The sequence below is a fragment of the Pseudomonas sp. NBRC 111133 genome, assembly GCF_001320605.1.
Classification (GTDB): domain Bacteria; phylum Pseudomonadota; class Gammaproteobacteria; order Pseudomonadales; family Pseudomonadaceae; genus Aquipseudomonas; species Aquipseudomonas monteilii.
Genome location: NZ_BCBJ01000031.1, coordinates 51569 through 77011, shown reverse-complemented (window position 1 = coordinate 77011; position 25443 = coordinate 51569). Strand labels below are relative to the sequence as shown.

At 62.5% G+C, this 25443-nt stretch carries 27 protein-coding genes; 16 read left to right on the top strand and 11 right to left on the bottom strand.

From position 1 onward, the window contains the following. Positions 1 to 157: 157 nt before the first annotated feature. The 3 genes from APH36_RS06760 to APH36_RS06750 form a co-directional block, all read right to left on the bottom strand. Complete coding sequence (locus APH36_RS06760; RefSeq protein WP_060497997.1) at positions 158 to 2212, bottom strand: bifunctional diguanylate cyclase/phosphodiesterase; 2055 nt, start codon at positions 2210 to 2212, stop codon at positions 158 to 160. Between the two features lie 259 nt (positions 2213 to 2471). Further along, complete coding sequence (locus APH36_RS06755) at positions 2472 to 3068, bottom strand: superoxide dismutase (protein WP_012274023.1); 597 nt, start codon at positions 3066 to 3068, stop codon at positions 2472 to 2474. 239 nt (positions 3069 to 3307) lie between these two features. Further along, positions 3308 to 3907 (bottom strand): LysE/ArgO family amino acid transporter, encoded by a 600-nt coding sequence (locus APH36_RS06750; protein WP_019099626.1) that lies wholly within the window; start codon positions 3905 to 3907, stop codon positions 3308 to 3310. A 100-nt stretch (positions 3908 to 4007) separates the two neighbouring features. Here APH36_RS06750 and APH36_RS06745 point away from each other — a divergent pair, with 100 nt between their 5' ends. From APH36_RS06745 to APH36_RS06735, 3 genes are all read left to right on the top strand, one after another. Next, positions 4008 to 4898, top strand: coding sequence for a LysR family transcriptional regulator ArgP (locus APH36_RS06745; RefSeq protein WP_025753946.1), 891 nt, complete (start codon positions 4008 to 4010; stop codon positions 4896 to 4898). A gap of 49 nt (positions 4899 to 4947) precedes the next feature. Next, positions 4948 to 5943: an NAD(P)-dependent oxidoreductase gene (locus tag APH36_RS06740; RefSeq protein WP_060497996.1), complete on the top strand. Its 996-nt coding sequence runs from the start codon at positions 4948 to 4950 to the stop codon at positions 5941 to 5943. 87 nt (positions 5944 to 6030) lie between these two features. After that, positions 6031 to 6900, top strand: coding sequence for a hypothetical protein (locus APH36_RS06735; protein ID WP_060497995.1), 870 nt, complete (start codon positions 6031 to 6033; stop codon positions 6898 to 6900). Between the two features lie 67 nt (positions 6901 to 6967). On the opposite strand, the gene APH36_RS06730 is transcribed toward APH36_RS06735, so the two are convergent. Both APH36_RS06730 and APH36_RS06725 read right to left on the bottom strand, forming a co-directional pair. Continuing rightward, positions 6968 to 8017 carry an alkene reductase gene (locus APH36_RS06730; protein WP_060497994.1) on the bottom strand — a complete coding sequence of 350 codons (1050 nt, stop codon included), beginning with the start codon at positions 8015 to 8017 and terminating at the stop codon, positions 6968 to 6970. Between the two features lie 17 nt (positions 8018 to 8034). Then, a complete protein-coding gene (locus APH36_RS06725) occupies positions 8035 to 8337 on the bottom strand; it encodes a helix-turn-helix transcriptional regulator (RefSeq protein WP_060497993.1) in 303 nt (100 codons plus the stop codon). A 150-nt stretch (positions 8338 to 8487) separates the two neighbouring features. Here APH36_RS06725 and APH36_RS06720 point away from each other — a divergent pair, with 150 nt between their 5' ends. Continuing rightward, positions 8488 to 9072 carry an ACP phosphodiesterase gene (locus APH36_RS06720; RefSeq protein ID WP_060497992.1) on the top strand — a complete coding sequence of 195 codons (585 nt, stop codon included), beginning with the start codon at positions 8488 to 8490 and terminating at the stop codon, positions 9070 to 9072. Positions 9073 to 9142: 70 nt separating this feature from the next. Here APH36_RS06720 and APH36_RS06715 read toward each other — a convergent pair whose 3' ends face one another. Both APH36_RS06715 and olsB read right to left on the bottom strand, forming a co-directional pair. Next, complete coding sequence (locus APH36_RS06715) at positions 9143 to 9931, bottom strand: lysophospholipid acyltransferase family protein (protein ID WP_060497991.1); 789 nt, start codon at positions 9929 to 9931, stop codon at positions 9143 to 9145. Next, positions 9931 to 10686 (bottom strand): L-ornithine N(alpha)-acyltransferase, encoded by a 756-nt coding sequence (olsB, locus tag APH36_RS06710; RefSeq protein ID WP_060497990.1) that lies wholly within the window; start codon positions 10684 to 10686, stop codon positions 9931 to 9933. The genes APH36_RS06715 and olsB overlap by 1 nt, the downstream gene beginning before the upstream one ends. A 159-nt stretch (positions 10687 to 10845) precedes the next feature. On the opposite strand from olsB, the gene APH36_RS06705 reads away from it, so the two are divergent. The 6 genes from APH36_RS06705 to APH36_RS06680 all read left to right on the top strand — a co-directional run bounded on the left by APH36_RS06705 (position 10846) and on the right by APH36_RS06680 (position 15579). After that, the gene (locus tag APH36_RS06705) at positions 10846 to 11733 is read left to right on the top strand and encodes a hypothetical protein (RefSeq protein WP_060497989.1); all 888 of its coding nucleotides are present in this window, start codon (positions 10846 to 10848) and stop codon (positions 11731 to 11733) included. 68 nt (positions 11734 to 11801) lie between these two features. After that, positions 11802 to 12878, top strand: a complete 1077-nt coding sequence (locus tag APH36_RS06700) for a serine hydrolase (protein ID WP_060497988.1) — start codon at positions 11802 to 11804, stop codon at positions 12876 to 12878. After that, positions 12875 to 13171 carry a hypothetical protein gene (locus tag APH36_RS06695; protein ID WP_060497987.1) on the top strand — a complete coding sequence of 99 codons (297 nt, stop codon included), beginning with the start codon at positions 12875 to 12877 and terminating at the stop codon, positions 13169 to 13171. The genes APH36_RS06700 and APH36_RS06695 overlap by 4 nt, the downstream gene beginning before the upstream one ends. Before the next feature lie 44 nt (positions 13172 to 13215). Then, complete coding sequence (locus APH36_RS06690; protein WP_027609142.1) at positions 13216 to 13797, top strand: YceI family protein; 582 nt, start codon at positions 13216 to 13218, stop codon at positions 13795 to 13797. A 1-nt stretch (position 13798) separates the two neighbouring features. Next, a complete protein-coding gene (locus APH36_RS06685) occupies positions 13799 to 14956 on the top strand; it encodes a phosphatidylserine/phosphatidylglycerophosphate/cardiolipin synthase family protein (RefSeq protein ID WP_060497986.1) in 1158 nt (385 codons plus the stop codon). 44 nt (positions 14957 to 15000) lie between these two features. Then, entirely contained in the window at positions 15001 to 15579 is a 579-nt protein-coding gene (locus APH36_RS06680; protein WP_060497985.1) for a DJ-1/PfpI family protein, read from the top strand. Positions 15580 to 15623: 44 nt separating this feature from the next. On the opposite strand, the gene APH36_RS06675 is transcribed toward APH36_RS06680, so the two are convergent. Beyond that, the gene (locus tag APH36_RS06675) at positions 15624 to 16022 is read right to left on the bottom strand and encodes a nuclear transport factor 2 family protein (protein ID WP_060497984.1); all 399 of its coding nucleotides are present in this window, start codon (positions 16020 to 16022) and stop codon (positions 15624 to 15626) included. Between the two features lie 115 nt (positions 16023 to 16137). Here APH36_RS06675 and APH36_RS06670 point away from each other — a divergent pair, with 115 nt between their 5' ends. Next, positions 16138 to 16728, top strand: coding sequence for a GNAT family N-acetyltransferase (locus APH36_RS06670; protein WP_060497983.1), 591 nt, complete (start codon positions 16138 to 16140; stop codon positions 16726 to 16728). A 128-nt stretch (positions 16729 to 16856) separates the two neighbouring features. Here the strand turns inward: APH36_RS06670 and APH36_RS06665 are convergent, their stop codons facing one another. After that, positions 16857 to 18380, bottom strand: a complete 1524-nt coding sequence (locus APH36_RS06665) for a fumarate hydratase (RefSeq protein WP_051098439.1) — start codon at positions 18378 to 18380, stop codon at positions 16857 to 16859. Positions 18381 to 18628: 248 nt separating this feature from the next. Here APH36_RS06665 and APH36_RS06660 point away from each other — a divergent pair, with 248 nt between their 5' ends. Next, positions 18629 to 19549 carry an iron-sulfur-binding ferredoxin reductase gene (locus tag APH36_RS06660; protein ID WP_060497982.1) on the top strand — a complete coding sequence of 307 codons (921 nt, stop codon included), beginning with the start codon at positions 18629 to 18631 and terminating at the stop codon, positions 19547 to 19549. A gap of 119 nt (positions 19550 to 19668) precedes the next feature. On the opposite strand, the gene pyk is transcribed toward APH36_RS06660, so the two are convergent. Then, positions 19669 to 21123 (bottom strand): pyruvate kinase, encoded by a 1455-nt coding sequence (gene pyk / locus APH36_RS06655; protein ID WP_016713620.1) that lies wholly within the window; start codon positions 21121 to 21123, stop codon positions 19669 to 19671. Positions 21124 to 21353: 230 nt separating this feature from the next. On the opposite strand from pyk, the gene APH36_RS06650 reads away from it, so the two are divergent. The 3 genes from APH36_RS06650 to sbcB all read left to right on the top strand — a co-directional run bounded on the left by APH36_RS06650 (position 21354) and on the right by sbcB (position 23699). After that, on the top strand, positions 21354 to 21740 hold the full coding sequence (locus APH36_RS06650; RefSeq protein ID WP_016713621.1) for a hypothetical protein: 387 nt from the start codon (positions 21354 to 21356) through the stop codon (positions 21738 to 21740). A gap of 123 nt (positions 21741 to 21863) precedes the next feature. Beyond that, on the top strand, positions 21864 to 22223 hold the full coding sequence (locus APH36_RS06645; protein ID WP_060497981.1) for a PilZ domain-containing protein: 360 nt from the start codon (positions 21864 to 21866) through the stop codon (positions 22221 to 22223). A gap of 42 nt (positions 22224 to 22265) precedes the next feature. Next, on the top strand, positions 22266 to 23699 hold the full coding sequence (sbcB, locus tag APH36_RS06640; RefSeq protein ID WP_060497980.1) for an exodeoxyribonuclease I: 1434 nt from the start codon (positions 22266 to 22268) through the stop codon (positions 23697 to 23699). A gap of 73 nt (positions 23700 to 23772) precedes the next feature. On the opposite strand, the gene mvaT is transcribed toward sbcB, so the two are convergent. After that, a complete protein-coding gene (gene mvaT / locus APH36_RS06635) occupies positions 23773 to 24150 on the bottom strand; it encodes a histone-like nucleoid-structuring protein MvaT (RefSeq protein ID WP_060497979.1) in 378 nt (125 codons plus the stop codon). Positions 24151 to 24435: 285 nt separating this feature from the next. Here mvaT and purU point away from each other — a divergent pair, with 285 nt between their 5' ends. Further along, positions 24436 to 25287 carry a formyltetrahydrofolate deformylase gene (purU, locus tag APH36_RS06630; protein ID WP_016713625.1) on the top strand — a complete coding sequence of 284 codons (852 nt, stop codon included), beginning with the start codon at positions 24436 to 24438 and terminating at the stop codon, positions 25285 to 25287. Positions 25288 to 25443: the final 156 nt, after the last annotated feature.

Sequence of the window (25443 nt, the reverse complement as noted above, 5' to 3'; positions counted from 1 at the left end):
TGTTGGTTTTCCTGCGTCGTGTGGTTGGACCAAGGGTGGACCGTGCGCCGTGGCACGCGAAACCGCAACATCATGCGAAAGATTTGCATTTGCTGTAAAGAGGCGGGCGTGCAATTCATGTAAATGGCGGTCACGGCATGTAACCGGGCAGGCGTGCTCAGAACATCGAAACCTGGTTACGCTGCGCCTGCTTCAGGAAACTGGTCAGCTCGCGAGCCGACAGCGGCTTGCTGTAGTGGTAGCCCTGGCCCTCGTGGCAGCCCTGGGCAACGATGTAGGTTTCCTGCTCGGCGGTTTCCACGCCTTCGGCGATCACCTGCATGCCCAGGCTCTTGCCCAGCTGGATGATGGCGCGAACGATGGTGGCGTCGTCATCGTCATCGAGCAGGTCCTGGACGAAGCTCTTGTCGATCTTGATCTTGTCCAGCGGCAGCGATTTCAGGTAACTGAGCGACGAATAGCCGGTGCCAAAGTCGTCGATGGCAATCAGTGCCCCGGAACGGCGCAGGCTCAGCAGATGCTGGGCAGCGGTGCTGATGTCTTCCATCAGGCCGGTTTCGGTGACTTCCAGCTCCAGGCTGCGCGGCGGCAGGCGGTAGGCCTGCAGCAGGTTGTTGACCACCCGTGGCAGCTCGCTGTGGTGCAGTTGTACAGTCGACAGGTTGACCGCCATGCGCAGCTCGCTAAAGCCTTGGTCGTGCCATTCGCGCAGTTGCCGGCAGGCCTGGTCCAGTACCCATTCGCCGATGCTGATGATGCTGCCGTTTTGCTCAGCCAACGGGATGAACTGGTCTGGCGGCACCATGCCCAGCTCCGGGTGCTGCCAGCGCAGCAACGCCTCCACGCCGACCACGCGGTGGTCGCGGTAGCTGATTTGTGGCTGGTAAACCAGGTACAACTGGTTGCGGGGCAGGGCTTCGCGCAGGTCTTTTTCCAGCTCACGGCGGCGGCGCATCTCGCTGTCGACGCTGGCAATGTAAAACTGGTAGCGGTTGCGCGAACGGGCCTTGGCCAGGGTCATGGTCTGTTCGGCTTTTTGCAGCAGTTTCTCGGTGCTGTCGCCGTCTTCGGGGAACAGGGTAATGCCGATGGTGGCGCGCAGGCGGATCTGCTGGTGGTGGTCGAGGTTGAACGGCACTTCCAGGTCGTCGAGGATGCTCTGCGCCAGTTCGGCTGCCTCGTAGGGCTGCTCGATATTAGCTTGCACCAGGGCAAACTGGTCACCGCCCAGTCGCGCCAGGGCCCCCAGCCGGCCACTGTGGGCGCGCAAGCGGTCGGCCAGGGCCAGCAGCAGCTGGTCGCCCACCTGGTAGCTGAATTGCTCGTTGATGCCCTTGAAATCGTCAAGACCCACGCACAACACCGCCACACGGTGCTGCAGGCGACCACCGTCGACGAGGATCTTGTCCAGTTGCTGCTGCAGTTGCTGGCGGTTGGGCAGGCCGGTGAGGAAATCGTACTGGGCCATGCGTTGCAGGCTGTTTTCGGCCTCGTGGCGTAGGTGGGTGTTGCGCTCGATCGAGGCCAGCAACTGGTTGGCGGTGTTGACCCACAGGCCCAGTTCGTTCTTCTCGTGGCCCTTGAGCAGCGGTATCTGGTGCTGACTGGGGCGGTCGGGGTTGATCTGGGTGAGGTGCTCGATGATCTTGGACAGCGGCTTGGTTAGCAGCCAGTGGTACACCAGGTACAGCACCAGGCCCATGGCCAAGGCCCGCAATACGCCGGAAATGAAGATGATTACCGCATTGATCAGGAAGTCTTCGCCGTAGGACGACGTGTCGAGGGTGATGCTGAGGTCGCCGTAGTATTCGCTGTAAGGGCCTCGGCCGACCAGTTGTGTGGTGTAGGTGCGTTCCTGGCCGAGGATAAGGTCGGTCAGCCAGCGCATGGGCATGTCCTGCAGCGGGCGCGACTTTTCGGCCAGCATGGTTTCGTTGGGGTGCCCGATGGAGGCCATGCGCACCGATTCGTCCTGGAACAGGCCTTCCATCACCTGCATGCCCATTTCGCGGTCGAGGCTGTACACCGCCTGAGTGGACGGGTCGCGGAACATGTCGAGGATGCGCTGGGCATCGTTGTTAACGGCCTGGCGGGTCTTGTAGGTGTCGTAGACGATTTGCGCACAGCTGAGCACCACGCCGACTGCCAGCGCCGACAGCAGCACGACCCTGAGCAACTTGACCGACAAGCTGTTCCGCAATTCCAGCTTCAATGGGGTTTCCTTAATCCATGCGCATGGCATCATTTTGCCATCAACGATGACGATACACTATCGGCCGATCATGAGCAGTGTATCGGTTGCCTGACCCCGCAACTTGAATGCGCTGTGTCAATCTTCCAGAGATTTGATGTTAGCGCGCTATGCGGGCTGAGCAAGCAAAACCGTGTCGCCTTGCGCGCGCGCGGGAGGCCGGCACTGGCATAAAAAAACCCGGCACAGGGCCGGGTCTTCATGTTCAGGGCTGAATGACTCAGGCCTTGAAGGTCTTGCCTTCGAACTGTTCGGCAACGAAGGCCCAGTTGACCAGGTTCCAGAACGCCTCGACGTACTTTGGACGCAGGTTGCGGTAGTCGATGTAGTAGGCGTGTTCCCAGACGTCGCAGGTCAGCAGCGGGGTGTCGCCGCTGGTCAGCGGGCAACCGGCGCCGATGGTGCTGGCCAGGGCCAGGGAACCGTCAGCTTTCTTCACCAGCCAGCCCCAGCCGGAACCGAAGGTGCCAACCGAAGTCTTGGTGAACTCTTCCTTGAACTTGTCGAAGGAACCGAAAGCGGCGTTGATGGCGTCAGCCAGGGCACCGGTCGGTTGGCCACCAGCGTTTGGCGCCAGGCAGTTCCAGTAGAAGGTGTGGTTCCAGACCTGAGCGGCGTTGTTGAAGATGCCGCCCGAAGAGGTCTTGACGATCTCTTCCAGGGTCTTGCCTTCGAATTCGGTGCCTGGGACCAGGTTGTTCAGGTTCACGACATAGGTGTTGTGGTGCTTGTCGTGGTGAAACTCCAGGGTTTCCTTGGAGATGTGCGGCTGCAGGGCATCGTGGGCGTACGGCAGCGGCGGCAATTCAAAAGCCATGGTGGATCTCCTGATTCAGGTCTAGTTCGCGGTTTGCGCAGGGCCGATCACGGGCGGCCCTATGTACGTCGGCGAGTTTGTACTCTTTGCGACGCAAGGGCCCGATCATAGCACCAGCCCCGGCGCATAACCACGCAACAAACATAGGGAATAGAGGTTCCAGAGCGGCTTGGCGGACGCCGACCAATGGTGGTCGCTTTCAGGCGGTACGCGTTACGCCGGTCCTTGCAGGCCTGACATCAGTTGAAGATCAACTGCGCCGCCACCGCGAACATCATCACCGCCACCATGAGGTCGAGCATGCGCCAGGTTGCCGGCCGTGCCAGCCACGGTGCCAGCCAGGCCGCGCCGATGGCCAGGGTGGAGAACCACAGCAGCGAAGCACTGGCCGCGCCCGCCACGTAGGCACCGGGGGCGGTCTGCTGGGCGCCCAGCGAGCCAATCAGCAATACCGTGTCGAGGTACACGTGCGGGTTCAGCAGCGTCACTGCCAGGGCGCTGAGCAGCACTGCGCGGCGTGAGCGCATGCCTTGGCCTTCCTGGTGCTGCAGGCTCTGTTTGGAGCAGGCGCTGCGCAGTGCCTTGGCGCCGTACCAGATCAGGAACACCGCACCGCCCCAGCGCGCGACCGCCAGCAAGGTCGGGTTGTGCGCCAGTACCGTGGCCAGGCCAAACACACCGGCAGCCACCAGAATGGCGTCACAGACGATGCATAGCGCCGCCACGGGCAAGTGATGTTCCCGGCGCAGGCTCTGGGCGAGGACGAAGGCGTTCTGTGCGCCGATGGCCATGATCAGCCCGAAGGCCACCAGCATGCCGTTGAGATAGCTTTGCCACATGATGGGGCTCTCCAGAAAGGTCGTAGAAGATGCTGGCTATTGTGATGACCGGCCCTGTATAAGAAAAACAAATAAAGCTGATAAGGCATTAGAGAAATCGATGTTTGACTACAAGCTGCTGGCCGCCCTCGCGGCGGTGATCGAACAGGGTGGTTTCGAGCGTGCGGCGCAAGTGCTGGGCTTGTCGCAGTCGGCCATTTCCCAGCGCATCAAGCTGCTGGAGGCGCGGGTCGGCCAGCCTGTGCTGGTGCGTGCCACGCCGCCTGGCCCGACCGAGGTAGGCCGCCAGTTGCTCAACCATGTTCAGCAGGTGCGCCTGCTTGAACGTGACTTGCAGCGCCAAGTGCCGGCGCTGGACGAAGAGGGTATGCCGGAGCGCCTGCGCATCGCCCTCAACGCCGACAGCCTGGCCACTTGGTGGGCCGGCGCGGTGGGGGATTTCTGCGCACAGCAGAACGTTTTGACCGACTTGGTGGTAGAAGACCAGGAAGTGGGCCTCAAACGTATGCGTGCCGGCGAAGTGGCGGCCTGCCTGTGTGGCAGTGAGCGCCCGGTAGCGGGGGCACGCAGCCAGCCACTGGGCGCCATGCGCTACCGGGCACTGGCTAGCCCCGGGTTCATGGCGCGGCATTTTCCCCAGGGTTTTGTCGCCAGCCGCCTGGCCCGTACCCCGGCGATCGTGTATGGCCCGGACGACTTCCTGCAGCATCGCTACCTGGCATCGCTGGGTATCGAGGACGGTTTTCTGCATCACCTGTGCCCGTCCTCCGAAGGCTTCCTGCGCATGACCGAGGCCGGCCTGGGCTGGGGACTGGTGCCCGAACTGCAGGCCCGTGAGCAACTGGCCAGCGGGCAGTTGGTGGAAATCTGTCGCGATACCCCTATCGATGTGCCGCTGTACTGGCATCATTGGCGCAATGGCGGGCAATTGCTCGCGCAACTGACCGATCACCTGCGGTACACCGCACGGCAATGGCTGGTGCCCTTGTAGCCACGGCTGGCGTCAGTTGCATCTGAAATCTGGCAAGACGGAGTCTTACATGCGAATTCTGGTCACCGGCGCGAGCGGCTTCATCGGCGGGCGCTTTGCGCGCTTTGCCCTGGAGCAGGGCCTGGACGTGCGGGTCAGCGGCCGCCGCGCCGAAGGGGTCGAGCACCTGGTCAAGCGCGGCGCCCAGTTCATCCCTGGCGACCTGGGCGATGCCGAGCTGGCCCGTCGCCTGTGCCAGGGCGTCGAGGCCGTGGTGCACTGCGCGGGCGCGGTGGGCAGCTGGGGGCGGTACCAGGACTTCTACCAAGGTAACGTGGTGGTAACCGAGAACGTGGTCGAGGGCTGCCTGAAGGAGCATGTACGGCGCCTGGTGCACCTGTCGTCGCCGTCGATCTATTTCAATGGCCGTTCGCGCCTGGATGTCCGTGAAGATCAGGTACCGCGCCGCTTCCACGACCACTACGGGCAAACCAAGCACCTGGCCGAGCAGAAAGTATTCGGCGCGCAGGAGTTTGGCCTGGAAGTGCTGGCGCTGCGCCCGCGCTTCGTCACGGGCGCCGGCGATGCCAGCATTTTCCCGAAGCTGATGCAGATGCAACGCAAAGGCCGCGTGGCAATCATCGGCAATGGCCTGAACAAAGTTGACTTCACCAGTGTGCACAACCTTAACGAGGCGCTGCTCAGCGCCTTGTTCGCCGACGATAGGGCGCTGGGCCAGGCCTATAACATCAGCAACGGCCAGCCGCTGCCGCTGTGGGATGTGGTCAACTACGTGATGCGCCAGATGCAGCTGCCGCAGGTTACCCGCTACCGTTCCTACGGCCTGGCCTACAGCCTGGCCGCGCTGAACGAGGCGGCCTGCATGCTGTGGCCAGGGCGTCCGCAACCGACCTTGTCGCGCCTGGGGATGCAGGTGATGAGCCGCGATTTCACCCTGGATATCAGCCGCGCCCGGCAGTATCTGGACTACCAGCCCAAGGTCAGCCTGTGGACAGCGCTGGATGAATTCTGTGGCTGGTGGAAGCACCTGCCGCCGGGGCAGTGAAGCCGCAGGGCTGACAATGGTCATCAATGCGCCGCGCTGGCGGTTTATACTCGTGCCTCTTTGCGACTACCGCGGTTGAATGTATCCATGCGTAACCATGCTCACGATGACTACGATGACGTGCCTACCTTGCGGGCGGGCACCGTTGATGATGACGAACTGATGCCGGCGCACGTAGTGCGCAGCCGCCAGAAGGCCGCGCGCGGGCCAAGCACGGCGCCGTTGTGGGCGTTGCTCGGTGCATCGTTCATCGCCTTGGCAGGCCTGGGTTGGTGGAGCTTCCAGCAGATCTCGTTGATGGAGCAGCAACTGGTGGCAACCCAGGAAAGTTTTGCCCGCATCAGTGAAGAAGCGGCAGGGCGCCTGCAGGCGATCAGCGGCAAGGTGGATGCCAGTGAGTCTGGCGCTACCACCAGCAGCGAGGCATTGAAGCTTCAACTGCGCCAGTTGCAGAAAGGTGTGGCCGGGCAGACCGGTGACCTGGGCAAGCGCCTGGAGCAGGTGCTGGCTGATACCCGTGAGCAGCAGAAGGCTGTGACCGAGCTGCAAAGCCAGTTGCAGGCGCAGTTGAAGCTGGTGAATGGCGAACTGGCCGCGCTGCGTTCGGGCCAGGTGGATGGGGGCAAGCTGGATGCCCAGTTCAAGGGGTTGAATGAGCAGGTTGCCGCGCTGAAGGCCGCGCAGGTGGATGGCGGCAAGCTGGACGGGCAGCTCAAGAGCCTGGGCAGCGATATCGCGGCGCTGAAGAAGCAGGGAAACCCGAGCGCTGCCATTCAAGGCCTGGAGCAGGACATGCTGGTGCTCAAGAGCCAGATCGACAACCGCCCGGCTGCGGCGGCGCCCGGTGGTGCTTCGGTGCAGGAGTTCGATGCTTTCCGGGCACAGATGACGCGGAACCTGAATACCTTGCAGAGCCAGATTCAGAACCTGCAACAGCAGATCAACACCCGGCAGTGACAATTCATGGGAGGGCTTTGCCCTCCTATCGCGACACAAGGCCGCAAAGCGGCCCCGGCAATCTCGATTACAACCGCGGATAATCGATGTACCCCACCGGCCCCCTGCCATAAAAGGTCTCGGGTCGCGCTTCGTTCAGTGGCGCATCCACCGCCAGCCGCGCCGGCAGGTCGGGGTTGGCGATGAACGGCACGCCAAACGCTACAGCATCGGCCTTGCCGCTGGCCAGCGCCGCATTGGCACTGGCTTTGTCAAACCGCTCGTTGACGATGTACGGGCCGCCAAACGCTTCCTTGATCAGCGGGCCAATGCTGTCATCGGCTTCCTTCTCCCGCGAGCAGATAAAGGCAATGCCACGCTTGCCCAGTTCACGGGCCACGTAGGTAAAGGTTTCGACGCGGTCGGCATCGCCCATGTCGTGTGCATCGGCGCGCGGTGCCAGGTGCACGCCCACGCGGTTCGCGCCCCACACCTCGATGGCCGCATCGGTCACTTCCAGCAGCAGGCGCGCACGGTTTTCCAGCGAGCCGCCGTAGCGGTCTGTGCGCTGGTTGGTGCTGCTTTGCAGGAACTGATCGAGCAGGTAACCGTTGGCGCCGTGGATTTCTACACCATCAAAGCCAGCCGCCTTGGCATTCTCGGCACCGCTGCGGTAGGCCTCGACGATGTCGATGATTTCTTCGGTTTCCAGCGCGCGTGGGGTGGGGTAGTCACTCAACGGGCGCACCAGGCTTACATGCCCCTTGGGCTGGATCGCGCTGGGGGCCACCGGCAGCTCGCCGTTCAGGTAGCTGGGGTGGGAGATACGGCCAACGTGCCACAGTTGCAGGAAGATGCGTCCGCCTGCGGCATGCACAGCCTTGGTGACGTTGTTCCAGCCACGTACCTGCTCATCGTTCCAGATACCGGGGGTATCCGGGTAGCCGACCCCCATGGCACTGACCGACGTCGCTTCGCTGAGGATCAGCCCGGCGCTGGCGCGCTGCACGTAGTATTCGGCCATCAGCGCATTGGGTACGCGGCCTTCGTCGGCACGGCAGCGGGTGAGTGGGGCCATGATGATGCGGTTGGGCAGTTGCAGGTCGCCCAGGGTGATCGGATCGAAAAGCGTGGTCATAGCGGTTACCTGCTTTGTCAAAGTGTTTGGCGCAGTTGTTCGAGGAACGCCTCGATGGTGGCTTCGTCGCGTTTGAAGAAGTGCCATTGGCCGATCTTCTGGCTGCGGATCAGCCCGGCGCGCTGCAAGGTGGCCAGGTGGGCAGAGACGGTCGACTGCGACAGGCCGCAGCGTTGGTCGATCTGCCCGGCACACACACCGTTCTCGGTGCTGTGGTACTGGTCGGGGAACTGCGTTGCCGGGTCTTTCAGCCAGCTGAGGATTTCTCGCCTGACCGGGTGGGCCAGCGCTTTTATTATTTCGTCGAGATCGAGAGGCATGGGGTGAGGCTCGTTGTAGCGGTATATCGCGATGGAACGAAATGTAAATCGTCAGTTACCGATATACAAATATGAAGAGGTTCTGAGCTGAGCACGAATCGCTATATCGCGTTATAACGATATAGGAGCGAGCGGTGCTAGACTGCGCGCATGAACTACCTTGCGCACCTGCACCTGGGCGGCCCGGCGCCGCAACAACTGCTTGGCAGCCTGTATGGCGACTTTGTCAAAGGTTCGCTGGAAGGGCGCTTTCCGCCTGCCCTGGAGGCGGCCATACGGTTGCACCGGCATATCGACAGCTACACCGACCAGCACCCGTTGGTGCTGGCGGCACTGGCGCGCTTTCCGCGCGAGCGGCGGCGCTTCGCTGGCATTGTCCTGGACGTGTTTTTTGATCATTGCCTGGCGCGGCATTGGCAGGACTATGCCGAGCAGCCGCTGGCGCAGTTCACCGGGGATTTTTATCGGGTGTTGTTGGCGGAGCCCGAGCTGCCGGGGCGGCTGGGGCGGATTGCGCCGTTCATGGCAGCGGATGACTGGCTGGGGGCGTATGGCGAGTTTGCCACGCTGGAGCAAGTGTTCAACGGTATTGCCCGCAGACTGTCCCGGCCGGAGGGGATGGCCGGTGTGATGGGGGAGCTGGAGCGGTTGTATGAGCCGCTGCTGGCGGACTTCCGGGAGTTTTACCCGCAGTTGCAGGCGTTTGCGGCGGCGGGTCGGATGTCTGGCAGTTAGTTTTGTATTGGTAGTGCCGGCCTCTTCGCGGGTTTACCCGCGAAGAGGCCAGCACTGGCAGTGCAAATCCTCAGGCAGCCCGCGCTTGCCGCCTCGGCACTGCTTCCACTTCCTCAACCCCGTACAACGCCAGCTGAATCGCCTGTTGCGCCTGCAACGCCAGTACCGCCCGCTCTTTACCCACACTGCCAATCGGCTGCAGCAGGTGAATGCAAACCTCCCCCCGCGGCTGGGCGAACAGGCGCATCAGGTGCGACACCAAATCATCATTGCCAATGAACGGTGCAATCGGGTCGATCTGGCCATCGCGCAAGTACTGAATAGCCACCGGCTGCACCGCCACACCCCGGTCGATGGCACCTGCCAGCAGCCGGCCATGGAAGGTGCGCAAGGTGCGACCGCTGGTGGTGGTGCCTTCGGGGAAGATCAGCAGCGGCCGGGCCAGGCCCAGTTGCCCGGCGATCTGCTCGCGCAGGCGCTGGCTGTCGCCACCGCCACGTCGAATGAACAGCGTTCCGGCTTTTTCCGCCAGCCAGCCGGCTACTGGCCAGTGACGCACCTCGGCCTTGGACAGGAACGACAGTGGCAGCAGCATGCCCAGCAAGGGGATGTCGGTCCAGGAAACATGGTTACTCAACCACAGCATCGGCCGCTGCGGCAGTTCGCCCACCACACGCACGTCGAAGGGCAGGGCGGCGACCAGGCGCTTCATGAACAGGCAGGTCCAGCGCTGGCGGCGTTCGATGGGGGCCTTGTAGCCCAGGCGTTCGCCAAGGGCGATCAGGCTCGCCATCAGCATGCCCAGCAACAGTACCAACAGCAGTCGAGCCAGGCGGGTCATTACCCGCAGCTTCGGCATCAGACGGCCGCCTTGAAGTGGCGCGCGTAGCGCGGGCACAGTTCGTCGCGCTTGAGCAGGATGAACACGTCAGCCACCTGGAAGTCTTCGTCCCAGCACGGCTCGCCGCAAATTTTTGCGCCCAGGCGCATGTAGGCCTTGAGCAACGGTGGCATTTCGGCGATGACGTTATTCGGAAGGGCCAGGTTCGGCAGCGGGTTCTTCGGCTCGGCGCGCAGGTGCTCGGTGCACAGGTAGCGGTCACGCAGGCGCTGCATCACGGCATGGGCTTGCACGCCGCCGTCTTGCATGGGAATGCTGGCACAGCCCATCAGGTAGCTGTAGCGGCCTTCATTGAGCACTTCGGCCAGTTCGCCCCACAGCACGGCGATGGTGCCGCCGTTGCGGTAGTCGGGGGCGACGCAGGTACGACCCAGTTCGAGGATGGGCCCTTGCAGCTGCAACAGACCGTGCAGGCTGAACTCTTCTTCGCTGTAGAAGCGGCCCAGGCTGCTGGCGGCCTGGTGGTCGAGCAGACGGGTGGTGGCGACCAGCTCGCCGGTGCAAAGGTCGCGAACACCAATGTGGCGGCAATGCACGTCGTAGTCGTCCATGTCCAGACCTTGCTCGGCGCCCTTGAGCTTGGCCTTGAATTCTGCGCTGAACACTTTGTAGCGCAGGGCCTGGGCCTCTTGCAGCGCCGTGGCGCCAACCAGGCGTTCGGCTTGCAGACGGCGTTCAGTGCTGTTGTCGCCAGAGAGAGCGATCCGAGTCATTGCGAGTCTCCATAAGCCAGCCATGAAGGGTTGCGGCCGGTCGGCTTTGTTGTGCAAAGTCAGCCTAGGTAGACGCGGTGTCACCCCTGTGAATCTTTGGTGATGCTTGTGTGACACCCCTAGAACCTTGACCAGAAAGCCCCAGCAAGGAGCCGTCACATGGCCTGGTTGCAACGACTGAACGACCCGCTTCGCCAAGCGCTGGCGGGCACCCTTGGCGAAACCTACGCCGCGCTGCTTGAGCGCCTCGGCCCGGTTGCCCCTTTTGAACTGGCGGTGTTGGGCGGGCGTGCGATGGCCACGCCGGGCCTGGCGTTCCTGGTGGGTTACCAGGCTGCCTTGCGTGTGCTGTGGCCCAGTGCCCCGCCAAGCCTCGGTGCCCTGTGCGCCACCGAGCGGCGCAGCGTGCGGCCAGCGGACATGCATACGCGGCTCGACCACTTGCGGCTCACGGGCAGCAAGGATTTCGTCACGGCCGGGCTGGATGCCGAGTGGCTACTGGTGGCCGCGCGTAGCGAGGCGGCTGGTGCGGCGCCACAGTTGAACCTGGCGGTGGTCTATCCCGGGGAGCCTGGGGTAACGCTCGAACCGCTACCAACCCTGCCGTTGATGCCGGAAGTGGGCCATGGCCGGCTGGTGCTGGAGCAGGCCGCGTGCGAGTTGCTGGCCGGTGACGGTTGGGATGCCTATGTGAAACCGTTCCGCTCGCTGGAAGACTTGTATGTGCTGGCGGCGTTGACGGCCTGGTTATATGGCGTCGGACAGGCGTGCGCCTGGCCGCAGGGGTTGCGGCTGCAATTGCTTGGATTGCTGGCCGGGTGTGCCGAGGGCAGCCGGCAGTGTGCCGACAGTGTGGGGTGCCATTTGCTGCTGGGTGGGTTGTTTGCGCAGTTCCAGGCGTTGCGGGGGGAGATTGATGCGGCCTTGGCAGCGGGGCCGGCGCATTGGGCGCAGATCTGGCAGCGGGACCAAGGGGTGATGGCGCTGGCGGCGGCGGCCCGGGAGAAGCGGCTGAACAAAGCCTGGGCTGCTGCGGGATTGTCATGAATGCCTGCTAGTTTTTCATGATTTTCTGAATCTGGGGCCGCAAAGCGGCCCCAATCAAGGCGATCACAATGAAGGTACTGTTGGTCATCATTGCGATGGTTTCGGGCAGCGCCTGGGCTGAAAACTGGCCTGATCCGCAATGGCAGACCGACCCTGACACCCTCAACTGGCAAGCCGTCGACACTTACGCCTTCCCCACCCGTACCCCAGACCGCAGCGGCATCCGCACCGACGCCCTGCTGATCATCCGCGATGGCCGCATCCTCCACGAACGCTACGCCGTCCCCACCACTGCCGCCACCGCACACCTGACCTGGTCGGTCAGCAAAAGCGTACTCGCCACGCTGATGGGCGTGGCCCAAGGAGAGGGACGCTTCCAGTTGCAAGATCCGGTCGCGCGTTTCTATCCCGCCATGCGCACCCACCCGGGCGTGCGCATGACCGACCTGCTGCACTGGGCCAGTGGCCTGGACTGGCAGGAAGGCTACGAATACGCCCCGCTCAAGTCCTCGGTGGTGGCCATGCTGTATACCCGTGGCCACGAAGACATGGCCGCCTACACGGCAGCCCGAGGTACGACGGCCAGCCCTGGCCAGCGGTTCCTCTATTCCAGTGGCGACAGCAACCTGCTGGCCGCCGCACTGCGCGGCATGCTCGATGCCGGGCAGTACGCCGATTACCCCTGGTACGCATTATTCACCCCGCTGGGTATCGACAGCGCGGTGTGGGAACGTGACCAGGCGGGCACCTATGTGGGCTCTTCCTACCTCTACCTCAGCGCCCGTGACCTGGCCCGTATCGGCTTGCTGATGCAACGCGAGGGGCGGTGGCAAGGCCGGCAACTGTTGCCCAAGGCCTGGGTGGCCTTCAACCGTACGCCGTTTGCCCATGCCGAACCTGTCCCCGCAGAGGCCAACCCAGGCGGCCACTGGTGGCTCAACCAGCCGCTGGCCGGCGCTACACGGCCTTGGCCAAATGCACCCGCAGACACCTTCGCCGCCCTGGGCCATTGGGGCCAGGCGCTGTACATCTTGCCCAGGCAAAAGCTGGTGATCGTGCGCTATGCCGATGACCGGGACGGCGCTTACCAGCATGACGAACTGCTCAAGCGAGTGCTGGCGGCACTGGCCGGGGAGGGGGCATGAAACGCGTACTGCTGCTGGTGCTGTCGGGGCTGGTGTTCTGGGCCTGGTACGAGCGTCAGGCCCTGGCAGACTTCCCTGGCATTCTCTCGGCCTACTCGGCCAAGGAATACTGCTCGTGCCGCTTCGTCATGAGCTTCGAGCAGGCGTATTGCCAAGGCTATGTAAAACAGTGGCTGCCACTGAGCCTGCTTGAGGAAAACACCTCGCAGCGACACATCACTGCCGAGGGCCTGGGGCGGCGCAACCAGGCTGCCTGGCTGGGCCCGCGCGAGGGCTGCCGCTTGCTGCCATGAAGGCGGGCGGGTAAGGTTGGCGGCCTGGTTTCACGAGATCTGTCATGTTCAAGCTGCCCCGTCTTTTGCCTGCCCTGCTGCTGGCTTTGTGCCTGCCCGCCCACGCCAATTGGCACCTCGATGGCGAATCGTCGCGCCTGTCGTTCATTACCGGCAAGAACGGTGACACGGCCGAGGTGCATCGCTTTCTGGTGCTGCATGGCAAGGTCGACCGCAAGGGGGCGGCCGGCTTGAGTATCGAGATGGATTCGGTCAGCAGCGGCATCCCGCTGCGTGACGAGCGTATGCGTGACGACCTGTTCGAGGTCGAGCGTTTTGCCGAAGCCAAGGTGCAGGCGCAACTGGACCTGCGGCCAATCAACGACCTGGCCAACGGTGCCCAGATCGAACTGCGTCTGCCGCTTACCGTTACCCTGCATGGCCAGTCGCACAGCTACAACGCCCTGCTTCTGGCCACGCGTCTGGATGAGCGACGCTTTCAGGTGGTAACCCTCGAACCTCTGGTGCTACGTGCCGAGGATTTCGGCCTGCTGCCTGGGCTGCAAACCCTGCGCAAGCTCGCCGGGCTCAAGTCCATCAACCCGTCGGTGCCGGTTAGCGCGGTGCTGATCTTCACCGCCCGCTGACATGCCGGGGCCGGTCTTCCCCTGGCGGGATGGCAACCAGTTCGAACTGCTGATCGACGGCCCCGAGTTCTTTCCGCGCATGCTCACGGCGATCGTGCGTGCTGAGTTCCAGGTCGATCTGGAGTTGTATCTGGTCGAGGCTGGCGCGTGTGCCGAAGCCGTGGTCGAGGCGTTGGAACAGGCCGCCCGGCGCGGTGTACGGGTGCGCTGCCTGTTCGATGACTATGGCTCGCTGGCGTTCAACAGCGCCTTGCGCCAGCGCCTGCTGGAGGCCGGCGTGTACCTGCGTTGGTACAACCGCCTGCGCTGGAAGCGCGGCCTGCGCAACCTTTACCGCGACCACCGCAAACTGCTGCTGGTGGATGAACGCTGGGCAGTGGTGGGCGGCACGGGTGTTACCGACGAGTTCTGGACGCCGGGCGATGCGACCAGCGAATGGCATGAGGTGATGGTGCAGATTCAGGGGCCGGTGGTTACCGACTGGCAACTGCTGTTTGACCGCCAGTGGTCCGCCAACAACCGCCGCACCGCCTGGCGCCCTGCCGAAGGCTTTGGCCTGCCGCGCCTGCCTAAACTGCCTGCGCAAGGGCAAGGCATGGGGCGGGTGGCCTATGCCGACGCCCGCCAGCACCAGGACATCCTGCATTCGTTGGTGCGGGCGCTGAACAGTGGCAAGCAGCGGGTATGGCTGGCCACACCGTATTTTCTGCCGACCTGGAGCGTGCGCCGTTCGTTACGCCGTGCTGCCAGCAAAGGGCTTGATGTGCGCCTGTTGCTGACCGGCCCTCGTACCGACCACCCGTCGGTACGCTACGCCGGGCACCGCTACTACCCACGGCTGCTGCGTGCCGGGGTGCGGATTTTCGAATACCAGCCGTGCTTCCTGCACCTGAAGATGGCCGTGGTAGATGACTGGGTCAGCGTTGGTTCGTGCAACTTCGACCACTGGAACCTGCGCTTCAACCTCGAAGCCAACATTGAGGCGCTGGACCCGCCACTGACGGCGGCTGTGGTGGCCAGCTTCGAGCGTGACTTTGCCTTGAGCGAGGAAGTCGACCTCGACCACTGGCATGCCCGGCCGCTGTGGCGCAGGGTGAAGCAGCGGATCTGGGGATGGATCGACCGGCTGGTGGTCAACCTGCTCGACCGCCGTGACTGACAGGGGCTATCGTGCAGTATCTGTTAACCGAAGGAGTGGGTGCGATGACGGCGAAGAAGATCCTGATGCTGGTGGGCGATTACGTCGAGGATTACGAGGCGATGGTGCCGTTCCAGGCCTTGAGCATGGTCGGCCACACGGTGCACGCGGTGTGCCCGGAAAAACTGGCGGGGCAGACGGTACGCACCGCCATTCATGATTTTGAGGGTGAGCAGACCTACAGCGAAAAGCCGGGGCACAACTTTGCCCTGAATTATGACTTCGTGCGGGTGCGGGCCGAGAGTTACGACGCGCTGCTGATCCCGGGTGGCCGTGCGCCGGAGTACCTGCGCCTGGATGAAAAGGTGCTGGAGCTGGTGCGGGCATTTGACCAGGCAGGCAAGCCGATTGCTGCCGTGTGCCACGGTGCCCAGCTACTGGCGGCGGCGGGTGTGCTGGAAGGGCGCGAATGCAGCGCGTACCCGGCATGTGCGCCGGAAGTGCGGTTGGCGGGTGGGACATTCATTGATATTGCGGTGGACCAGGCACATGTGGACGGCAACCTGGTCACGGCCCCTGCATGGCCAGCGCATCCGGCGTGGCTGGCGGCATTCCTGAAAGTGCTGGGTACCCGTATCGCCTGACAGGGCCTCTTCGCGGGCAAGCCCGCGAAGAGGCCGGTACAGGCTTAGGCAACCTGCTCAACCCAGTCATTGAGGTTGTAGTAGTTGGTCACCCGGGCAATCTTGCCGCAGTGGATATAGAAGAAAGCCCCCGCCGACAGCACATAGGTCTGCCCGTTGGCCGCTGGCAGTCCTTCGTCATCGGCCAGGTATTCACCGTGTACTGTGAACTCTGCCGCCGCACGGCTGCCATCGCCGTTCTGCATCACCACGATGTCGGCCAGGCGCTCGCGGTAGCAGCGGTTCATCTTGTCCATGAACGCGGCAAACCGCGCCTTGCCCATCTCCCGCTCGCCCTGGTTGATGTCGTGGATCACGTCCTCGCTCAGTAGCGCCAGAACCCCTTGCATGTCACCGGCGTTGAAGGCGGCGTAGTAAGCATTTACCAGTTCGGTAGCGGTCATGGAACAATACCTGTCGTGTCGGGAAAAGGCCGGTCGTTGCCCAGGATGATAGGGTTTCCCCTCAAGCCCGGCTTAGCGGAGCGCGTCATCCACATCGACAAAACGACCGCCAAGCATGGAAATACGCCTGTTGCACGGCGCCGCTATCGCGCCTTACATCGATGACCTCGCTCGCCTGCGCCTTAGCGTGTTTCGCGAGTTCCCTTACCTTTACGACGGCACTCCTGAATACGAGGCCGACTACCTCGCTACCTATACCCGCTCCGGGCGCAGCCTGGTGGTGCTGGCGCTGGACGACGGCCAGGTGGTCGGCGCCTCCACCGGCCTGCCACTGGTGGATGTCGCCCCCGAATTCCAGCAGCCTTTCCTGGCCCAAGGGCGTGACCCGGCCAGCGTGTACTACTTCGGTGGGTCGCTGGTACTGCCGGAATACCGGGGTCAGGGCTTGGGGGTGCGCTTCTTCATCGAACGTGAATCTTACGCGCACAAGCTGGCCGAATTTGATTACTGCGCATTCTGTGCGGTCGAGCGGCCAGGCGTGCACCCGAGGCGGCCAGCAGACTACAAACCCTTGCACGGCTTCTGGCGTAACCGGGGTTTTCTGCACGACCCATCGTTGCGCACAAGCTTTGCCTGGCGAGACCTGGATGAGACGGAATGCACCGACAAACTGATGTCCTACTGGCTGAAGGAACTGCCAATATGAAGAGAGGGGTAGCAAGGGCAGGTACTTACCTGCAGGGATTGGCCGGAGCCGTTTGGTAGCTTCCGGTAAAAGCTGCAGTGCGCTCTTCGCTGTTTTATCGCGAAAAACGCACCGCATTTACATCAGGCTTACTTCACTTCGACTGCCAGGCTCTCGGCAATCTTGCTCTGCCACAGGGCAGGGCCTGTGATGTGTACCGACTCACCGTTGCTGTCTACGGCAACGGTCACCGGCATGTCCTTGACTTCGAACTCGTAGATCGCTTCCATGCCCAGCTCGGCGAAGGCCAGGACCTTCGACTTGCGGATGGCCTGGGCCACCAGGTAGGCAGCGCCACCCACGGCCATCAGGTAGACGGCTTTGTTGTCCTTGATCGCTTCGATGGCGGTCGGGCCACGCTCGGACTTGCCGATCATGCCCAGCAGGCCGGTTTGCTCAAGGATCTGGCGGGTGAACTTGTCCATGCGGGTGGCGGTGGTCGGGCCGGCTGGGCCAACCACTTCGTCACCGACCGGGTCGACCGGGCCTACGTAGTAAATGAAGCGGCCTTTCAGGTCGACCGGCAGCTCTTCGCCACGGTTGAGCATCTCGACCATGCGCTTGTGCGCAGCATCGCGGCCGGTCAGCATCTTGCCGTTGAGCAGGATGGTCTCGCCCGGCTTCCAGCTGGCGACTTCTTCCGGGGTGATGTCGTCGAGGTTGACGCGACGGGCGCTCGGGCCGGCTTCCCAGACGATTTCCGGGTAGGCGTCCAGCGACGGTGCTTCCAGCTCGGCCGGGCCGGAGCCATCGAGCACGAAATGGGCGTGGCGGGTAGCGGCGCAGTTGGGGATCATGCACACCGGCAGCGACGCGGCGTGGGTCGGGTAGTCCATGATCTTGACGTCGAGCACGGTGGTCAGGCCACCCAGGCCCTGGGCGCCGATGCCCAGCTGGTTGACCTTCTCGAACAGCTCCAGACGGATTTCTTCCAGGCGGTTCTGCGGGCCACGGGCTTTGAGCTCATGGATGTCAATGGACTCCATCAACACTTCCTTGGCCATGACGGCGGCTTTCTCGGCGGTACCGCCGATGCCGATGCCGAGCATGCCAGGCGGGCACCAGCCAGCGCCCATGGTCGGGACGGTCTTCAGTACCCAGTCGACGATCGAGTCGGACGGGTTGAGCATGGCCATCTTCGACTTGTTCTCCGAGCCGCCGCCTTTGGCTGCGACATCGACCTCGACCTTGTCGCCGGGGACGATGGAGTAGTGGATCACTGCTGGGGTGTTGTCCTTGGTGTTCTTGCGGGCACCGGCCGGGTCGGCCAGGATCGAAGCGCGCAGGACGTTTTCCGGCAGGTTGTAGGCGCGACGCACACCTTCGTTGATCATGTCGTCGACGCTCAGGGTGGCGCCGTCCCAGCGCACGTCCATGCCCACGCGCACGAACACGGTGACGATACCGGTGTCCTGGCAGATCGGGCGGTGGCCGGTGGCGCACATGCGCGAGTTGATCAGGATCTGGGCGATGGAATCGCGCGCAGCGGGCGACTCTTCACGCAGGTAGGCCTCGTGCATGGCCTGGATGAAATCGACGGGGTGGTAGTACGAAATGAATTGCAGGGCGTCGGCGACGCTCTGAATCAGGTCGTCTTGCTTGATCACGGTCATGCAGCGCGCTCCTCTTAAAGACGGGAACATTCATTACGGCGCTCGACGGTGCCGACCAGCGTGTCGAAGCGCCTTGCAAGGCGCCGGCAGGTCAGGCCGACGGAAAAAGGCGCGGCAGTATAGCGCGCATCCGTGCCGGGCACACCTGCGGTGGGTCTGGACCATGGTCGGCAGTGGTTGGGCATCCTTTTTGCTGCCGTTGCGCGCTTGGCTTACAGTGGACTGTGATTTGTGGAGAACGACCAACCATGCCCGAACTTTGCGTGGGCGAGCGCCGCTGGGCGGTGTCAACCGGCAGCAACCTGCTCGATGCCTTGAACGATGCCGGGCTCAACGTGCCTTACAGCTGCCGCGCCGGCAGTTGCCATGCCTGCCTGGTGCATTGCCTGGCCGGGCAACCGCTGGATGCCCTGCCCGAGGCCCTGGCGCTGGACAAGCATGCCCTGGGCTGGCGCCTGGCCTGCCAGTGCCGGGTGGTCGAGGACCTGCAAGTGGCGCTGTTCGACCCGCAGCGCGATGGCGTGCCGGCCCATGTCTGTGCGCTGGATTGGTTCGGTGATGTGTTGCGCGTGCGGCTGCGGCCTGAACGGGCGGTGCGTTACCAGGCGGGGCAGCATGCGGTGTTGTGGAATGGTTCGGTAGCGCGGCCGTATTCGCTGGCCAGCCTGCCGGGGGAAGAGGACTTTCTGGAGCTCCACATCGATTGCCGGCGCCCTGGCGCTTTCTGCGACAAGGCCCGTGGTTTGCAGGTGGGTGATGTGCTGCGCCTGGGCGAGTTCAGAGGCGGGGCGTTGCATTACGATCCGGACTGGCAGGACCGGCCTCTATGGCTGCTGGCTGCGGGCACCGGGCTTGCGCCGTTGTGGGGCATCCTGCGCGAGGCGGTGCGGCAGGGGCATCGCGGCGAGATTCGGGTGCTGCATGTGGCGGAGGACAGCGCCGGGCATTATCTGGCTGGGCCGTTGCAGGGAATGGCAGGTGTGACTACCGAGTTGGTGATGGCGGAACATGTGGAGGAAGCGCTGGCCGGGTTGCGGCTGACGTCACGGCAGACGGTGGCGCTGGTGTGTGGGGCACCGGGGAGTGTTGAGCGGTTTGCGCGGCGGCTGTTTATTGCCGGGGTGCCGCGGGGGCAGGTGTTTGCTGATGTGTTTGTCGAGCATGCCTGAGGCATGTGTTGATTGTACCGGCCTCATCGCGACCTTTGGTCGCTCCTACAGAGAACTGCGATCCCCTGTAGGAGCGACCGAAGGTCGCGATGAGGCCGTCAAGCGGACCCCGAGGGCTATCAGCCGACCAGCGGATCACCGACATGCAGAATCTTCATGCCATTGGTGCCACCGATGGTGTGGTAGCTGTCACCCTTGGTCAGGATCACCCAGTCACCTTGCTCCACCAAACCACGCTTGAGCAGTTCGTCGACCGCAGCCTGGCTCACCTTGTCGGCCGGCAGCGAAGCCGGGTCGAAGGCAATCGGGTACACGCCACGGAACATGTTGGCGCGTGCCTGGGTGGCGCGGTGCGGCGACAGGGCGAAGATCGGCACGTGCGAACGCAGGCGCGACATGATCAGCGGGGTGTAGCCGCTTTCGGTCAGGGCGATGATCGCCTTCACGCCCGGGAAGTGGTTGGCGGTGTACATGGCCGCCAGGGCGATGCTTTCGTCGCAGCGCTCGAAGGTGGTGTGCAGGCGGTGGCTGGACTTCTGGCTGGTCGGGTGCTTTTCAGCGCCCAGGCAGATGCGGGCCATGGCCTGAACGGCTTCGATCGGGTACGAACCTGCAGCACTTTCAGCCGACAGCATCACCGCGTCGGTATTGTCCAGCACGGCGTTGGCCACGTCGGACACTTCGGCACGGGTCGGCATCGGGTTTTGGATCATCGACTCCATCATCTGGGTCGCCACGATCACCGCTTTGTTGTTGCGGCGGGCGTGCTGGATGATCTTCTTCTGGATGGCGATCAGCTCGGCGTCGCCGATTTCCACGCCCAGGTCGCCACGGGCAACCATCACCGCGTCGGAGGCGGCGATCAGCTTGTCGAGGGTCTCGTCGTCGGCAACTGCTTCGGCGCGTTCGATCTTGGCCACCAGCCAGGCGCTGCCACCGGCTTCGTCACGCAGCTTGCGCGCGTATTCCATGTCGCTGGCGTCACGCGGGAAGGACACGGCCAGGTAGTCCAGGTCCATTTCCGCCGCCAGCTTGATGTCGGCCTTGTCTTTTTCGGTCAGGGCCGGTGCGGTCAGGCCGCCACCTTTGCGGTTGATGCCTTTGTGGTCCGACAGCGGGCCACCGATGATCACCACGCAGTGCAGGGCATCTGCAGTGGCGGTTTCGACGCGCATGACCACGCGGCCATCGTCCAGCAGCAGTTCGTCACCGACGCCGCAGTCCTTGACCAGGTCGGGGTAGTCGATACCGACGATGTCCTGGTTGCCTTCGGTCAGCGGGTGGGCGGTAGAGAAGGTGAACTTGTCACCGATCTTCAATTCGATGCGCTTGTTGGCGAACTTGGCGATGCGGATCTTCGGACCCTGCAGGTCGCCCAGCAACGCTACATGGCGGCCGTTCTTGGCGGCGATGTCACGGATCAGGCGCGCGCGGGCCTTGTGCTCGTCCGGAGTGCCGTGGGAGAAGTTCAGACGTGCCACGTCCAGGCCAGCGAGGATCAGCTGTTCGATCACTTCCGGCGAGTTGCTGGCGGGGCCAAGGGTGGCGACGATTTTGGTACGGCGGATGCTCATGCACAGACTCCTATAGTGAAGCGCAGCGAAAGGCTACTCCTGAATCTCGCTGTAGTCATTGTTCCATTGCACTACCTGCGACCTTCTGGGTAGGGCAGCTGCAAGCTACAAGCGGCAAGCTACAAGTAAAAGCGCGAGTGGCGCAGGCGCTGCTTTTTCTTGCAGCTTGCAGCTCGCAGCTGAAGAAAACCCGATAGCGGCCGATATACTTCCCATCTAAGGAGATCCCCATGCGAGCCCTGATCGTTTTAGCCCTGGCCGCCAGCGTCGTCGGCTGTACCCGCTGGTCGATGGACCACCACCTGAACAATGCCTACCGTGCCTACGACCGTGGCGATTGCGCCCGGGTCATGCTGGAGCTGTCGCAGGTCGACCGCACCAGCCGTGCGCGGCCATTTATCCACCCCGAGGTGTCGCTGCTACGCGGCCAGTGCCTGGAGCGCCAGGCGCTTTATGTGGATGCCGCGCAGACCTATCAGTACCTGATCCAGCAGTACCCGGGCAACGAGTATGCCTATCGCGCCCAGGCCCGCCTGCAGACGCTGGAGAAACTGGGCCATTTGCGCGGCGGTGAAACGGCGGTGGCCAAGCCGGTGACGACCGTACCTTGGCGTTAACACCAAGGTGTGGTTTATTTCACGAGATTTGCAGCGCGTGCTGCGCTAATCTGTAACTCAGCTGTTACAACAACCGCCAGTTCCTTGTATTCCTGGCATCAGGTACGGAATACACTCGCGATCATGTTCAACAAGCGCCATATCGAACGCCATCAGCTGCCTTGTGTCCTCAAGGTGTTCAACCGGTTTACCAATCAGGAAATCGGCCAGCTAGGCAATGCCTCCGAAGATGGCTTGATGGTCATCAGCCAGCTGCCCGTGCTGGTCGGGCCGGATTACGAGCTGCAACTGCGCATGCCATTGGTCGGCGGAGGGCATCAGTTCGTCAACCTCACCGCCAGTTGCCTGTGGTGCCGTGAAGACCAGACGCCCGGGCACTATGATTCGGGCTTCATGCTGCTGCAGGCCCCGCGCGAATACGACGAGTTCGTGCATTCGTTGCGTGACTACTTCAGCTTTCACCCCGCCAACGCTTCTGTCTGAGGCTGCGCTAGAATCGGGTCGACCTCGATACAGGACGACCCCGTGACCTCCAGCATTTTCTGGCACGACTACGAAACCACCGGCATCAACCCGCGCTGCGACCGCCCACTGCAGGTGGCCGGTGTGCGCACAGACTTTGACCTCAACGAGATTGACGAGCCGATCAGCCTTTATTGCCGGCCCTCCGACGATATCCTGCCGCATCCGGCCGCTTGCCTGGTGACCGGCATCACGCCACAGCTGCTGGCCGAGCAGGGGCTGTGCGAAGCCGAGTTCATGACCCGGGTGCATGCACAGCTGGCTCAACCGGGCACCTGTGGTGCCGGCTACAACACCCTGCGCTTTGACGATGAAGTGACCCGCTACAGTCTGTACCGCAACTTTTTCGACCCTTATGCCCGTGAGTGGCAGGGCGGCAACAGCCGCTGGGACCTGATCGATATCGTGCGTACTGCCTATGCCCTGCGCCCGGACGGTATTGAATGGCCGCAGCAGGACGGCCGCACCAGCCTGCGCCTGGAGCTGCTGAGCAAGGCCAATGGCATTGATCACGGGCATGCCCACGAAGCGCTTTCCGACGTACGGGCAACCATTGCCCTGGCCCGCCTGATTCGGCAGAAGCAGCCCAAATTGTATGAATGGCTGTTCCAGTTACGCAGTAAGCATAAAGTGATGGAGCAAATCCGTTTGTTACAGCCGCTGGTGCATATATCCGGGCGCTTTTCGGCGGCGCGTAATTACCTGGGTGTCGTATTGCCACTGGCCTGGCACCCGCGTAATCGCAATGCACTGATTGTGTGCGACCTGCATCAGGAAACCCTACCGTTACTACGGGAAAGTGCTGAAGTTTTGCGCCAGCGTTTGTACACCCGGCATGATGAATTGGCCGAGGGTGAATTACCGGTACCGCTCAAACTGGTGCAGATCAATCGCTGCCCGGTACTGGCGCCGTTGTCGGTATTGCGCCCGGTCGATCAACAGCGATTGGGCCTGGACTTGACGTTGTTACAATTGCGCGGTGAAGCGTTGGCCAATCAACAGGCGCAATGGCAAGACAAGCTGGAGCACATCTATGGCAAGGATGAGTTTGCCCCGAGCGAGGACCCGGAACAGCAATTGTACGAGGGTTTTATTGGTGACCGTGACCGACGCTTATGCGAACAAGTTCGTGCGCTGGAACCGGCGCAGTTGAGCCATGGGCAGTGGATGTTCGATGACCCGCGCTTACCGGAACTGTTGTTCCGCTATCGGGCGCGCAACTTCCCCGATACCTTGAATAGCGAAGAACGCCAGCGCTGGCATGGCTTCTGCCAGCAGCGCCTGAGCGACCCGCGATGGGGGGCACCGAATACGCTGGGTGACTTTGAGCAAGCACGCCAGCAAGCCTGGGAGGGCGCTGACGAAGCGGGCCGGCGTGTGCTGGAGGCTTGGCAAGTGCATGCCCGGCAATTGCAGGCACAATTTGCAGTTGGCTGATCACCAGACAAACAAAAACGCCGGCGATGTGCCGGCGTTTTTGTTGCGATAAGCAAAAGGCGTAGATGGACAATCAGTCCAGTAGGGTCGCCCAGCTTTCAACCACATCGCCACCCCAAGTGGCTTTCCACTCTTTCAGGGTTTTGTGGTTGCCGCCTTTGGTTTCGATCACTTCACCGTTGTGCGGGTTTTTGTATTGCTTGACCTTGCGTGCACGCTTGGTGGCAACAGCCTTGACCGCACCACGAGGTGCCTTGCTCAGTTTCGACTCTGGGTCGAGCAGGGCAATCACGTCGCGCAGCGACTTGGAGTACTCGCCCATCAGCGTGCGCAGTTTGCCTTCGAACTCCAGTTCTTTCTTCAGCTTGTCATCCTGCGACAGGTTGGCCAGGCGGGCCTGAAGTTCCTTGATGGCTTCTTCGGTGGCGCGGTACTCGTTGATCAGGGACATGGAGTGTTCCTTAATGCGTGTTCAGAAATGTGTGGGGCAATAATAGACAGGCGATAGTCGCAAGTAAACATGCTATTGGGCAGTTAACTGTTAATTAAGCTGTGACAACATTTCTCCAGGTGAACAAAAATTTACATAAAGGCCCGCTATTTCGTCATGTCTGTCAGACAAGGCGCGCTGCTGCGTTTGCTGGCCAGCATTGATCCACGCGGCTGCGATCAATACTGCGTTTTTTCTGTCGGGCCGCTAGAATAGGCGCCTTTGCGAAGTTCTGGAGTCTCATTCATGCGCACCTATCGTCTGGTGATCGCCTGCCCCGACCGCGTAGGCATCGTGGCGAAAGTCAGTAATTTCCTGGCCTTGTACAATGGCTGGATCAACGAGGCCAGCCACCACTCTGATGAGCACAGCGGCTGGTTCTTCATGCGCCATGAAATCCGCGCCGAATCGCTGCCGTTCGGTATCGAAGCCTTCCGCGAGGCGTTTGCGCCCATTGCCGAAGAGTTCTCCATGACCTGGCGCATTACCGACTCGGCGCAGAAAAAGCGCGTGGTGCTGATGGCCAGCCGCGAGTCGCACTGCCTGGCCGACCTGCTGCATCGCTGGCATACAGACGAGCTGGACTGCGAGATCCCCTGCGTGATCTCCAACCACAACGACCTGCGCAGCATGGTCGAGTGGCACGGTATTCCGTTCTTCCATGTACCGGTCGATCCCAAGGACAAGGCCCCGGCCTTTGCCGAAGTGTCGCGCCTGGTCAATGAGCATGCTGCTGACGTGGTAGTGCTGGCCCGCTATATGCAAATCCTGCCGCCGCAACTGTGCCAGGACTATGCCGAGAAGGTGATCAACATTCACCACAGCTTCCTGCCGTCGTTCGTTGGTGCCAAGCCTTACCATCAGGCCGCTCTGCGTGGCGTGAAGCTGATCGGTGCGACCTGCCACTACGTTACCGAAGAGCTGGACGCCGGCCCGATCATCGAGCAGGACGTGGTACGCGTCAGCCATGCCGACAGCATCGAAGACATGGTCCGCTTTGGCCGCGATGTAGAAAAGATGGTGCTGGCCCGTGGCCTGCGTTATCACCTGGAAGACCGGGTGCTGGTGCATGGCAACAAGACCGTGGTGTTTGACTGATACTGGCCGGTTGGCTCTGAGACTCTGGGGCGCAAAGCGCCCCCGGGAATCTTGAAAGGAACTTCCATGGCCAAGCAACGTAACACCCCCACTGCTTCACCCCCGCCCACCCTCGGCGAAGGCTGCCTGGCCCGCTACGACCCCGAAGCCCTGGAT